At 60.9% G+C, this 12,465-nt stretch carries 13 protein-coding genes; 11 read left to right on the forward strand and 2 right to left on the reverse strand.

All coding sequences use genetic code 11. The features are described 5' to 3' along the window. The first annotated feature begins 194 nt into the window (after positions 1-194). Complete coding sequence (locus AC0L2Y_RS27200) at positions 195-842, forward strand: helix-turn-helix domain-containing protein (protein WP_473560721.1); 648 nt, start codon at positions 195-197, stop codon at positions 840-842. Positions 843-1,057: 215 nt separating this feature from the next. Beyond that, positions 1,058-1,327, forward strand: coding sequence for a hypothetical protein (locus AC0L2Y_RS27205; RefSeq protein WP_473560723.1), 270 nt, complete (start codon positions 1,058-1,060; stop codon positions 1,325-1,327). An 86-nt stretch (positions 1,328-1,413) separates the two neighbouring features. On the opposite strand, the gene AC0L2Y_RS27210 is transcribed toward AC0L2Y_RS27205, so the two are convergent. After that, positions 1,414-1,980 carry a type II toxin-antitoxin system VapC family toxin gene (locus tag AC0L2Y_RS27210; protein WP_473560725.1) on the reverse strand — a complete coding sequence of 189 codons (567 nt, stop codon included), beginning with the start codon at positions 1,978-1,980 and terminating at the stop codon, positions 1,414-1,416. Position 1,981: 1 nt separating this feature from the next. Further along, positions 1,982-2,401, reverse strand: a complete 420-nt coding sequence (locus AC0L2Y_RS27215) for a hypothetical protein (protein WP_473560727.1) — start codon at positions 2,399-2,401, stop codon at positions 1,982-1,984. Positions 2,402-2,860: 459 nt separating this feature from the next. Here AC0L2Y_RS27215 and AC0L2Y_RS27220 point away from each other — a divergent pair, with 459 nt between their 5' ends. The 9 genes from AC0L2Y_RS27220 to AC0L2Y_RS27260 all read left to right on the forward strand — a co-directional run bounded on the left by AC0L2Y_RS27220 (position 2,861) and on the right by AC0L2Y_RS27260 (position 12,389). Next, entirely contained in the window at positions 2,861-3,271 is a 411-nt protein-coding gene (locus tag AC0L2Y_RS27220; RefSeq protein ID WP_473560729.1) for a DUF4172 domain-containing protein, read from the forward strand. A 50-nt stretch (positions 3,272-3,321) separates the two neighbouring features. Further along, positions 3,322-3,627 carry a type II toxin-antitoxin system TacA family antitoxin gene (locus AC0L2Y_RS27225; RefSeq protein ID WP_473560731.1) on the forward strand — a complete coding sequence of 102 codons (306 nt, stop codon included), beginning with the start codon at positions 3,322-3,324 and terminating at the stop codon, positions 3,625-3,627. A 60-nt stretch (positions 3,628-3,687) separates the two neighbouring features. Next, positions 3,688-4,152: a GNAT family N-acetyltransferase gene (locus AC0L2Y_RS27230; RefSeq protein WP_473560732.1), complete on the forward strand. Its 465-nt coding sequence runs from the start codon at positions 3,688-3,690 to the stop codon at positions 4,150-4,152. Positions 4,153-4,694: 542 nt separating this feature from the next. Further along, on the forward strand, positions 4,695-5,741 hold the full coding sequence (locus tag AC0L2Y_RS27235) for an NAD(P)-dependent alcohol dehydrogenase (RefSeq protein ID WP_473560734.1): 1,047 nt from the start codon (positions 4,695-4,697) through the stop codon (positions 5,739-5,741). Positions 5,742-6,088: 347 nt separating this feature from the next. Then, a complete protein-coding gene (locus AC0L2Y_RS27240; protein WP_473560736.1) occupies positions 6,089-7,000 on the forward strand; it encodes a carbohydrate ABC transporter permease in 912 nt (303 codons plus the stop codon). Next, entirely contained in the window at positions 7,000-7,899 is a 900-nt protein-coding gene (locus AC0L2Y_RS27245; RefSeq protein WP_473560737.1) for a carbohydrate ABC transporter permease, read from the forward strand. The genes AC0L2Y_RS27240 and AC0L2Y_RS27245 overlap by 1 nt, the downstream gene beginning before the upstream one ends. A 47-nt stretch (positions 7,900-7,946) precedes the next feature. After that, positions 7,947-9,476 carry an ABC transporter substrate-binding protein gene (locus AC0L2Y_RS27250; RefSeq protein ID WP_473560829.1) on the forward strand — a complete coding sequence of 510 codons (1,530 nt, stop codon included), beginning with the start codon at positions 7,947-7,949 and terminating at the stop codon, positions 9,474-9,476. A 65-nt stretch (positions 9,477-9,541) separates the two neighbouring features. After that, positions 9,542-11,071 carry a xylulokinase gene (locus AC0L2Y_RS27255; protein ID WP_473560739.1) on the forward strand — a complete coding sequence of 510 codons (1,530 nt, stop codon included), beginning with the start codon at positions 9,542-9,544 and terminating at the stop codon, positions 11,069-11,071. Further along, positions 11,064-12,389, forward strand: coding sequence for an iron-containing alcohol dehydrogenase (locus AC0L2Y_RS27260; RefSeq protein ID WP_473560741.1), 1,326 nt, complete (start codon positions 11,064-11,066; stop codon positions 12,387-12,389). Before AC0L2Y_RS27255 ends, AC0L2Y_RS27260 begins: the two co-directional genes overlap by 8 nt. Positions 12,390-12,465: the final 76 nt, after the last annotated feature.

The following is a 12,465-nucleotide window of genomic DNA, read 5'->3' on the forward strand; positions in this document are numbered from 1 at the left end:
CTACAGCGCTATCAAGGGCGCGCTCGCGAACGGCTTCGCTACCGCCGAGCTACACCACCTGTGGGGACACGACCGCCTTCCCCACCGCGGCATCGCCTCTCAAGTGCTACGTAGTTTCCCGTAGGGACATAACCGAATTTCGCGACCTGCGGATTCGCGCGATTGCTGTGTTACGGATCAACCGGGAAACAGCCATGCACGCCCAATCGAGCTCCAGAATTTCACTGCCGACGCACCCCGTACAGTCGCGCCTGCCTACGGCGTTCGATCCGACACCGCTACAGCCGGTTAGCTTCTTTCCCTCCGGTTCGGAAATCTATGCGCAAGGTGAAAAGGCAGGAGCGTTCTATCAGGTGGAGTTTGGCGCCGTGCGTGTTTACCGCCTGCTTGCCGACGGTCGCAGGCAGATAAGCGCTTTCCATCTGGCCGGAGAGACGTTCGGTTTCGAAGCCGACACCACCCATCATTTCTTCGCCGAAGCCATCAATGCCACCAGTGTCCGCGTCTTCCGCTTTGCCACTGGTGCGGATCTCTCCCGCCAGTTGCTGCCGCTGGCTCTCAAGGGCCTGACGAGAGCGCAGGAGCATCTCTTGGTCCTCGGCCGCCAGAATGCCATCGAACGCGTCGCCGCGTTCCTGGTCGACATGGGGGAGCGGCAGGGCGGCTTGCGGCAGGTCGAACTGCCGATGTCGCGCATGGATATCGGCGACTATCTCGGCCTCACCATCGAGACCGTGTCGCGGGTTTTCACCCGGCTGAAGGACAAAGGCGTCATCCGCCTGCTCAATCTGCGCAGCATCGAGATCATCAAGCACGACGTGCTTCATGCCATGAGCGAGTGAGGCTACTTGGCCACGTCCGCGTGGCAGAGCGTAAGCGTTGCCGCTTCAAGCCCAAACGCTTGCGAAGGGTCAGCAATAATACACAGGCCGGGATTTCAGTTTGAAGTGCGCTGCGTCCGGTTGCCGGCCTGCCTATACGCTGACCAATTTGCCTATGACAAGGCGCCGTTCAGGGCACATCCTCGAGAGCCTCCCTTGCCCTGCCGCCCAATCCGATGCCCGCGCCGGACCTCGCACACGCCGCGCGCCAGGAGATCGTGCTGCAGGGCGGCATGACGGGCGGCGACAAGCTGAAGGGCGCCGATGGCATGATGGGCGGCGGCATGGGCATGCCCGGAATGAATGGCCGCGCAGCTTCGCCATGCGATCACCGGCAGATGTCGATCTTTGCCTTCTGGCAGCTCGAACAGCTTTTCATTTCACGCGTATCGGCTGACGACTGGGGAAAGGGGTTCCAAAACGACGCGGATAATGCTCCCAAATAGGCGGACGGTTATTCTTGGGGGCATTTTCAGCGCGGCCACGCTGACCGGCATTCTCAGCGACAATGATGGTATCCTGGGAGTGACGATCAGGCTTGCCGGTAAAACAGCGCGCGTCCGGTTGGAATTAGCTGAAGAAGATAATCGAAGTCGCTGATGTTCGCAGTGAGCACCGTGAACCCTAGCTTCTGCGCCTGCAGGAACAAGACACAATCCTGAAGCGCGCGGAGGCGAGCATCTTTCTGGTAGCCCTGAAGGCGGCACATGATGCCTGACAGCAGCGCAGCTTTTCCAAGCACGTCCGGATCCGGTGCGAAGACACGATGCGGGTGCATGCCGCGAACGGTAGCGCCAATCTGTTTGATTGCACTCTTTGTACCTGGATGCTTGGGGTCTAGCACGCCCACGGTGTGCATGAGTTCCTGGATGGCAACCGTCGAATGATTACTCAGTCTGAGATCGAGCAGATCGGCGACAACATCCGGAGCATGGCCCTGCAAACCATCAATGTAGACACAGGTATCGAGCATCAGCTCTTGCCCCGCCTCGGCAGTATCACCGAGGAACGGAAGGTCGTCGTCCTTGCGCCGAGACAGCTGTTCCTGAGGATCGAAACGCGCCCAGCGGACAGAACTGGCAAAATCGAAGTCAGTCAACTCAGAACCCGAGCTTAAGCGTCGGATCGACGGTGCCTCTCGTCTTTCTGAAGGTCTGTCCGAAATTGTCGTCGAGTGCGACATTGGCGAGGGCGAATTCGATCAAGTCGGTGTCAGTCTTAATCCCGGTCTGCCTCTTGGCTTTTTCGATCAGCGCCGGACTGATACGACCACCGATCCGCGTGCTCTTCTCACCCAGCAGGCCAGAATGTTTCGCCGCCTTCATGACAGCTTCAAAACGGGTTCTGCTCACCGCGACAGACTTGCCGGTCTTTGTTGCCCGACCAGTCTTCGGAAATGGCTCGCCAGCCTTCGTCGTCATTTCGGTCATACCGGCCATACCGGCGCGCTTCTGAATGGCAGATCTGCCTTGCCGTTCCGCGGTACCAGCCGTGTGTTTCTTCCTCGCTGCCTTCGCCATGACGCAGCCTCCAATGTCTAACATTTAACAATTTCGTCCAACATAACATGGTTGAGCCAACTTTCAAGGAGCCACCGAAATGCGACATCCATCGCGGCAGCAGGCGACATCGTAGAACGCGATCGCACCCGGCCAACGTCATTTCTCGTATGCCGAAATTGAAGATGGTGAGCTTGCCGACGGCCGCTGCGAGCCACCACTGAGAACGGCATTGCAGTACCGGTATGTATCGCCGAAAAACAGGCGCTCCAATTCGAAATTTCGAGTTCCTGGCGCTCGATTGTTGTCGGGCCGCTTGCCGACGATAGCAAAAGAACGCCTCCTCGACAGTGGATCTTGCTGTATGGCGGTCTACAACTCGAACCACGTTGCCAGTTTGTTGACGTATCCGACCGGACTCTGAGGCATAGCTGGGGTGCTATAGCTCACCTTCGCGGCATCATGAGTTATGGAGGCATCATGAGTTATAGAAAGGTGCTCTATAGCTCACGGTATGGAATTGGGCGCAGGCCAGACTGGCCGCATTTTACTTATGATCAGAAGCTATTGGAACCGCTGGAAAGCGAGTTCCTGTTGCGATCGGGGGAGTTCCTGGGCGTCTTTCGTCATATCGGTACCGACGGTCGCGACCAGATCCGCATCGACCTTATCAGCGAAGAGGTCTTCAAGACATCCGCGATTGAAGGGGATACCTCAGCCGCGAAAGTCTGCAATCGTCCTTACGCCAGCAACTTGGCCTGGGAGGCGAGACGAGGCACATTCCGCCGGCCGAGCGCGGCATCGCTGAAACGGTGGTTGATGTTTACTTGCATTTTGCCGATGCACTCTCGCATCCCCATCGGGAGCAGAAAGTGGATGTTCATTTGTTAGTCTATGTGGCGCACATCGTTGCGACATGTAGATGAACAGGAGTGATCCCAATGCCGCGCAAACAGCCCCCGATCGAACGAGAGACGCCCAACCGCGTCGAACGCCTCGGATTCCGGCTGGATGAAGAGACTAAAGATCTTATCGAGCGGGCAGCGCATCTGTCACGACGCAAAGTCAGCGACTTCTGCATCACTGCGCTTACTGACGCCGCGCGTCGGACGATCGCCGAGCATGAGACGTTGGTGCTGTCCGATCGCGACCGCGCCGCATTCTTCGACGCGCTGAGCAATCCGCCAGAGCCGAGTGAACGGCTGGTCCGCGCCTTGGCCGAGCACAAGCGCCGGGTCGCTTCCTGAACGTGGCGGCGTCTCGGCGAGATTTGAAGATCGTGGCGCTCGCGTCGCATCACAACCGGGATGGCTTTGCCTGCGGCGTCGGCCAGCCTCGACCGTTATCTTCGGACGCAGGCAAGCCAGGACGTGCGGCGCAAGGCGAATGGGGTCTTCATACTAGTGGAGCCTGACAAACCGAATATCGTGCTGGGCTATTATACGCTTTGCGCAACCGGCGTTGCACAGGGCGACATGCCGGCCGCAGCGCGCAAGCACATCCCGCGTTATCCGCTGGTCAGCGCCACGTTGGTCGGACGGCTGGCGGTCTCGGAAGCCCGGCAGGGCGAACGCCGAGGTGCGATGCTTCTCGCCGACGTCGTGCGGCGCGCCTATGCGAGCGCGGCCACAGTCGGTTCCTCGAAGCTGGTAGTGGATGCCACCAGCGAGCGCGCCGCTGCCTTCAATGAGGGAAACGGCTTCGTGCGGCTGCCGGACTCCCTCCGGCTGGTCCTACCGATGCACACAATCCAGCAACTGGCGGAGCCATGATCGACACAGCACCTACATCGCCTAACGCGGAGCGTTCGCCGTCGGACCGCGACGGGTTCGGCCACCCTGTGCTATGCCGAAACCCTCAGAAGCATGTCGCATACCAGTAAAAGACCCCCTTTCGTCGTGCTTCGGCACCCCGTCATGTGCTCTGTCGCTGGGGTGGCCAAAGCCGGGTGACAATGAAACATCGCGTCACGCGTCCCCTGTTGCGCCGCTTTGCCAAAACAGAACCGAAAAAATGGGCGAATTTTGTGTGCACCGAACGTGCACGCCGCCCCTCTAAACACTGGCTTCCTATTCTGTTGCCCCAACCCATCACTGGCTATCTCAGAGCACCCTGGATGATCCAAACGCTAATTTGGCAGCGGCATGGTGGCCTTCAAAGCCCCTTGGCCCTGGAAGCTGGTACGCATAGTCGGATGAGGCAACACCCTTTTCCGAACGGGATTTTGAAGCCGCGGATAAGCGGCTATGATGAGCGTGCCGATGCTCAAGGTCGATGAGACCTCCAACAATCGGCTTTAGAGGAGACTACGTCGATGACGAACGTGCGCGCCCTTGTTCTTGAACGCCAGCACGAACTCAAGCTGCGTGAGATCGATCTGCCGCAGACCGTGGGGCCGGGCGAAGTTCGCATCAAAATCCATACGGTGGGCATCTGCGGCTCCGACGTGCACTACTACACGCATGGCCGCATCGGCCCGTTCGTGGTCGAAGCGCCGATGGTTTTGGGCCACGAAGCCGCCGGTACCGTCGTCGAAACAGGCGAAGGCGTCGAGCATCTGAAGGTCGGCGACCGCGTCTGCATGGAGCCGGGTGTCCCCGATCCCAATTCGCGGGCGAGCCGGCTCGGCCTCTACAACATCGATCCGGCGGTCAGGTTCTGGGCAACGCCGCCGATCCACGGCGTGCTGACGCCCTATGTCGTCCACCCCGCCAACTACACTTTCAAACTGCCCGACAATGTCAGCTTTGTCGAAGGCGCCATGGTGGAGCCTTTCGCCGTCGGCATGCAGGCGGCTGCCAAAGCAAAGATCGCGCCAGGCGACACGGCGGTGGTGATTGGCGCCGGACCGATCGGCACGATGGTGGCGATCGCTGCGCTCGCCGGCGGCTGCGCCCGCGCCATTGTCGCAGATCTCGCCCAACCCAAGCTCGACATCGCCGGTGGCTATCAAGGCGTGATCCCGGTCAACATCCGCGACAAGAGCCTGGCGGCGGAGGTAAAGGGCCTGACTGATGGCTGGGGTGCCGACGTTGTCTTTGAATGCTCGGGCTCGTCCAAGGCATGGGAGACCCTGCTCGATCTGCCCCGGCCCGGTGGCGCGGTGGTGGTGGTCGGCCTGCCGGTGGCGCCTGTGACCCTCGACATTGCCACCGCCTCGACCAAGGAAGTCCGCATCGAGACTGTGTTCCGATATGCCCACCAATATGAGCGGGCAATCGCGCTGATGGGGTCGGGCCGGGTCGACCTAAAACCACTCATTTCGGCGACCTTCGCCTTCGAAGACTCCATCACCGCATTTGATCGCGCGGTCGAAGCTCGGCCGGCGGACGTAAAGCTTCAAATCCGATTCCCGGATTAAGGCGAGCTCCTCCAAAGCCCCCGGACGGTCCTCCCGATCTCCTCGATGCGTTGCGTAGCTTCTTGAGCTGCCAAAATTGGCGGCGGCCCTGAGCGTTTTGGATGCTGGCACACGGCATTTGCCGACGGTGTTCCCTCTAAAAACAACTCCATACCCGGCCATGACGGCATTCCGTGGGATCGCGAGCAAATCCCTTGAGCGCTGACGGAGCCGACACTTGACAAATCGGCGGACGTCCGACACCCTCTTAACAAAAGGCACAACAAACTTACAAAAGTTCAAGTTGGCACAATCTGGCCGATAGGGAGAAGGCCGATGCGTCTCTGTGACCGAGCGGAGATTTGCGCGTGACCAGCGCAACCCTCACGCGGCCGACCTCCAGGTGGGCGCTACCCCGATTCATGACGGCCGAGCATCCTTTCCCCTGGCTCGCGCCGATCACGGTGATGCTTCTCGTTTTCGGCATCTATCCCCTCGCCTATTCGGTCTGGCTGTCGTTTCACAAACGCAATGTCGTCTCCCGGCAGCTTGACTTCGCCGGGCTCCACCAATGGACGCGCGCCTTCTCGGATGCGCGCATGTGGCATTCGCTGGAAACCACGCTGATCTACACCTTCGTCGCGCTTGCGGTTCAGCTTGCGCTCGGCATCCTCATTGCCCTTCTGCTTGACACCGATCGCAAAGGTTACGGTGTGCTGCGGGCGCTGATGACACTGCCGCTGGTCGTGCCGCCTGCGGTGACCGGAATGATGTTCCTGCTGATGCAGGACGGCTCCTTCGGCGTCCTGTCGTTCTACCTCTATGCCCTCGACCTGATCTCGCCGGCACAGCCGATCCTGACGCAGCCCGGAACCGCGCTGGCGGCGATCCTGCTGGCAGACATATGGCAATGGACGCCATTCATGGTGCTCATCATCCTGGCAGGGCTCAGGGCGCTGCCGAAGGAACCTTTCGAGGCAGCCGCGATCGACGGTGCTAACGGCATCCAGACGTTCTGGCGGCTCACATTGCCGATGCTGCGCAAGGTGATAGCGGTCGCGGTGCTGATCCGCGGCGTCGATCTCTTTCGCATCTACGACTACGTCTACATCATCACCGCCGGCGGGCCAGGCACGGCCACCGAGACGCTTTCGTTCTACGCTGGCCGTATCTACTTCACCGGAGACTTCCCCTATGCCGCAACCCTGTCGCTGATCGTCCTCGTCGTCTTGATCATCGTATCGAACCTGTTCGTCAGGCTGTTCAAGGTGAGGTTCTGATGGAGTCGTCGCGCGCCCAAACCATCGCTCGTGACGTGCTCGCCGTCCTGGTGGTGGCGATCTTCATGTTCCCGATCGCGTGGTGGGCGCTGTCGTCCATCAAACCGTATTCGGCGATCTTCGACCGCAGCGGACCGGTCTACGTCGGTTTCACACCGACGCCGGACAATTACCGCGTGACGTTGCTTGGCGTCTCCCGCGTCGACATCGGCATGGAACAGGGCGGCGAGGCGGCCGGGGTCATCAAGGGTGGCGCCAGCTCCTACGATTCTCGCCAGTCATTGCTCGACAGCGCCACCATAGCCGTCGGATCGACGGCGCTGACGCTGCTGCTGGCCACGCTGGCGGCCTATTGCCTGTCGCGAATGCAGTTCAGCGGCCAGCAGTCGTTCCTGTTCTGGATTCTCTCGCAGCGCTTCATGCCGCCAATCGCGATCGTCATTCCGATCGTTTTCATGTTCCGCGATCTCGGCTTGCGCGATACCTATACGGGGCTCATCCTCGTTCACAGTTTGATCAACCTGCCGCTGGCGGTTTTGCTTTTGAAGTCGTTCTTCGACGATGTTCCGCGCGAGGTTGATGAGGCGGCGCTGATTGACGGCGCGACGCGCTGGCAGACGTTCCGGCGCGTGGTCCTTCCCATGGTCAAGGGCGGCATCGCTGCGACGGCCGTGCTGTGTTTCATCTTTTCGTGGACCGAGTTCCTGCTCTCGCTGTTCCTGACAACGTCGATCCGCACTGTGCCGGTGAAGATCTCGACTTTTGTCACCTCGACCGCGACCGAGTGGGGCTACATCACAGCGCTCGGCACGTCAGCCATCATACCCAGCTTCATCTTTATCCTGCTGGTTCAACGGCATCTGGTCCGCGGCCTCACCCTCGGATCCCTGAAGGAGTGAGGCGCAGACGAGAAGAACGACGACAAAAACGCAATGGAGGAACGATCATGAGCTTCAGTGAACACGACAAGAAGACATTCGTCGCCGATACCTGCAACGATTTTACGGCGCGCCGAATAACCAAACGCGACTTCATGAGGAAGATGGCGCTTGCTGGTGTCGGCTTTTCTGCCTTCGGGTCGGCCATGCTAGGAGGCGGCCGTACCAATCGGGGGGTGCTGGGGCTCGGGGTTGAGGAAGCCCGCGCCCAGGACGCCGATATGCTGAAGTGGCTGGCCGACGTCGGCAAGCCATATGCCGGCACCAAAATCCGTTATACTTCGGAAGCGACGCCGCCAACGATCGTGGCCAACCAGCTTGTCGCGGGTGAATTCACAAAAGCAACCGGCATTGAGGTGGAAGTCGAGATCGTGCCGCTGGAGCAGGTTCTCGCCAAGGCGACGCAAGACGTACAGGGCCAGCTTGGTACGTACGACGTCTACTATCTCGACCAGTCCTGGATGGCGACATTTGCCCAGGATGTCGTCGATCCGCGCGAGTATTATGACCAGAACAAAGAACTGGCGATGCCCAACTTCGACTGGGACGATTTCTCCAAGCCGCTGGTCGACGGCATCGCCATGTACAACGGTAAACAGTGCGGAATTCCATTCGATATTCCGATCTTCATCCTGATGTACCGCAAGGATCTTTTCGACAAACACAACATTGCGCTGCCGACAGACCTCGACGCCTACCTCAAGGCCGTGCAGGCGCTCACAGAGGCAGAAAAAAGCAACGGCATCTTCGGCACAGCATGCCAGGCGAAGTCAGGCCACTATTCGCTGGAATGCGACTGGACCTTCGCATTGTGGGGCCATGGCGGTTCCATCTTCAACAAAGACAAGAAGTTTGTCGGCAATGACGAGCGCGGCGTGGCCGGGCTCAAATTCTATCAGGAGCTGGTCAAGAACTCGCCGCCGTCGGCGACGACTTGGACCTGGGACGGCCAGGGACAGGCGCTGACACAGGGTCAGGCCGCGATGGCAATCACCTGGGGCGAAGATTTCCCCGGCTTCGACGCCAATGATTCCAAGGTCAAAGGCCTGTTCGAGGCCCTGCCCGCGCCCAAGGAAGTTCCTGGTCGTCGCGCCGCCGCCGATTGCGGCTTCAACGAAATCCCGGCCGTTGGTCACCAGGGCGGCTCGACGATTTCGCTGTCGCAATATTCCAAGAACAAGGAAGCAGCATGGCTGTTCATGCAGTGGGTCTGCTCGAAGGATGTGATGGCGCGGGTATCGACGCTCGGCGGCGGCGCCTCGCCGATGCGTAATTCCTCTTTTACAGACCCTCGGGTCAAGGCGAAGGCCGTTGTCGGCCCCGGAACGACACGTCATTTCGACGCGATCAAATACACTATCGACAATCAGATGGGATCGGAGCCGGACATGCCGATTTGGGCGGATCTGTCGAACAACGACATCCCGGTTGAGCTCGGCAAATTGCTTACGGGCCAAGACTATGGCGGCGACGCGAAGGCATGCCTGGATGCCATAGCCGGGATTGTCGACGGCAAAGTCAAGGATGCCGGTCTTTAGCGGCTAATCGGTGATTTGGGCGAAGGCGGCTTCGGCCGCCCTCGCCGTTTGGCAATGTGGCGGCAATGGTTCCGGATCTCGTCATCGGCATTGATTCCTCGACCTCGGCTACCAAGGCGATCGCCTGGGACCGCAATGGTCTGGCCGTGGCTGAAGGTCGTGCACCGCTTGCGCTGTCCAACCCGCGTTCGGGCTATTTCGAGCAGGATCCGGCCGAATGGTGGGCCTCGACGGTCACGGCGCTTCGTGCTGTCGCGGCAACAGTTTCGCCGGCACGCATTGCCGCCCTTGCGATTGCCAACCAACGCGAGAGCTTCGGCCTTTTCGATGAGCAGGGCCAGGCAGTCGGGCCCGCAACGCTCTGGCTCGATGAGCGCGCCCGGGGGAAAGCACGGCGCTTCGGCGAGAGTTTCGGCGCGGCACGCGTCCACGCAATATCCGGCAAGCCGCTGGACGTCATTCCTTGCCTTTACCGCATGATCTGGTTTCGCGAGGAAGAGCCCGAGATTTTTGCCCGCGTGGAGCGGATGGCCGAAGTCCACGGCTATCTGGTGTTTCGCTTGAGCGGCCGATGGGTGACGTCCACCGCATCCGCCGACCCGATGGGCATACTCGATATGCGCGCTATGGACTGGTCGAACGACATACTGGACGCGGCAGGCGTCGCCCGGCGCATGATGCCGGACCTCGCGCGGCCCGGCACCGTTCTGGGCCAACTGACTTCGGAAGCGGCCATTTCGACGAGCCTGCGCGAGGGCACGCCGATCGTCGCCGGCGGCGGCGATGGTCAATGCGCCGGCACGGGCGCGGGTGTGTTACAGCCGCGATGCGCTTACATCAACCTCGGCACGGCGGTCGTCTCCGGCAGCTTCGGCACGGACTACGTCCACGACCTGGCCTTCCGCACCGAGACGGCGGTCGCCGATGACGGCTATATTTACGAGACGTGCCTTCGCGCCGGCACTTTTCTTGTCGACTGGATGGCGCGCGAAATGCTCGGCGCCGATCTGCATGGCGCAAATGATGCCCTGGAGACGCTCGAGGCCGAGGCCGCTGCCAGCCCGATCGGCGCAGGCGGCATAATGCTCCTGCCCTACTGGCAGGGCGTCATGGATCCGCACTGGGATAGTACGGCCCGTGGTGTTGTTGCTGGGCTTTCGGGCTCGAGCCGCCGCGGCGATATCTATCGCGCCGTGCTGGAAGGCATAGCGCTGCATCAGGCCGCGACAAGTCAGCGGGCCGCTGCGGCTGCCGCCCAGACCATCGACCAGTTCATAGCGATCGGCGGAGGAGCGAAGTCCGACCTGTGGATGCAAATTCTGGCGGATGCGCTCGATCGTCCTATAAAACGTTCGACGACCGTCGAAGCCTCCTCGCTTGGCGCGGCGATGTCGGCGGCAAAGGGCGTGGGCTGGTTTTCCACCATCGCCGAAGCGGCGCTCGCAATGGCCAGCGAGCCGGCCAAAACCTTCGAACCCGACACCAAACGTGCCGCGCTCTACGCCGAGCTTCTTGCGATCCATGCCGATCTTTGGCCAACGCTTTCAGCCTGGAACCAGCGCCTCGCAGCCTTCATGGAGGCCGATCATGGCTGAAACGACCAACTGGAACGCGTTGATCGAGGACGTTGTCGCGGGACGCTGGACAGATCCCAAGACCGGCGCGGCCGCGGTCCTGCCGTTCCAGACGATCGAACTGCTGGAGACGACGGAGGGCCGCGAGTCGGATCTTGTTGCGCCCCTGGCGCTAGGCAGCCGCATCGCTGTTGTATCGGATATCAACACCGTCGATGTGATGGGCCAACGCGTCGCGAGGGCGCTGCGTGCCATCGCCGACATCGACGAAATCGTGCTGCCTGACGGCCTCGACTGCGATGAGGCAACGATCCAGATGGTCAGGGAGAAGACGCGTCACGCCGAAGGGGTCGTGGCCGTTGGGTCCGGCGTCCTCAACGACAGTTGCAAGCACGCAACCTTTCTCGACGAGCGGCCCTATGCCGTCTTCGGCACGGCAGCCTCGATGAACGGCTATGGCGCCTCGACAGCGTCGGTGACCTTGGCCTCCGGGCTCAAGATCTCGCTGCCCTCGCACGCTCCGCGGGGCATCTTCCTGGACCTTGGTGTTTCGGCCGCAGCACCCTCCTGGCTCAGCGCCGCCGGGCTTGGCGACAGCCTCTGCCGGTCCACCGCCCAGATCGACTGGTGGGCTTCATATCGGCTGTTCGACACCTACTATTCCGAGGTGCCTTACCTGCTACAGGCGGGCGACGAGGAGCCGATGCTGGCCCACGCGCCTGGCCTTGCCAGGCATGACATCACCGCCGTCGGGCATCTCCAGCGCGTTTTGACGCTGTGCTCGATGGGTGTGTGCTTTGCCGGCGTTTCCCATCCCGGGTCCATGGGAGAGCACCAGATTTCCCATTGGATCGACATGTTCGCGCAAGACCATCATCCCGGCACCACGCACGGCCAGCAGGTCGGGGTTGCCTCGCTGGTCATGGCGCGTCTGCAAGCGCGGCTGCTCGACATGGATGAACCGCCGCAGGCAAAGCCGACCGTCATCGACGAGGCGGCAATGCTGGCCCGCTATGGCGCGCAGCTTGGATCACTGTGCATTGCCGAGATGAAGAAGACGGCACTCGACGCCAACCAGACGGAAGTGTTCAACCGCAGGCTTGCGGAAATCTGGCCTGCGCTGCGCCAGGAGGTTCGGCCGATGGCAATGCCGGTCGCCCGCATGGAGGCAGCACTCAAGGCTGCGGGAGGTCCGGTCACCGGCGCGGAACTAGGCCTGCCGCGTGCGCTTTGGCACGATGCCATTCGCTATTCGCGAGAAATCCGCGGCCGATGGTCCTTCATCAATCTGGCCGCCGATGCAGGGTTGCTGGAAGAGTTTCTGGAGAACGAATGGTGAGAGCTCATCCGATCGCCAACGGCTCGCATGGCGAAAACGAGATCCAACCGGCAAGGGCAATCGAAGGGTAGCAATT

The organism is Mesorhizobium sp. WSM4830, assembly GCF_055811495.1.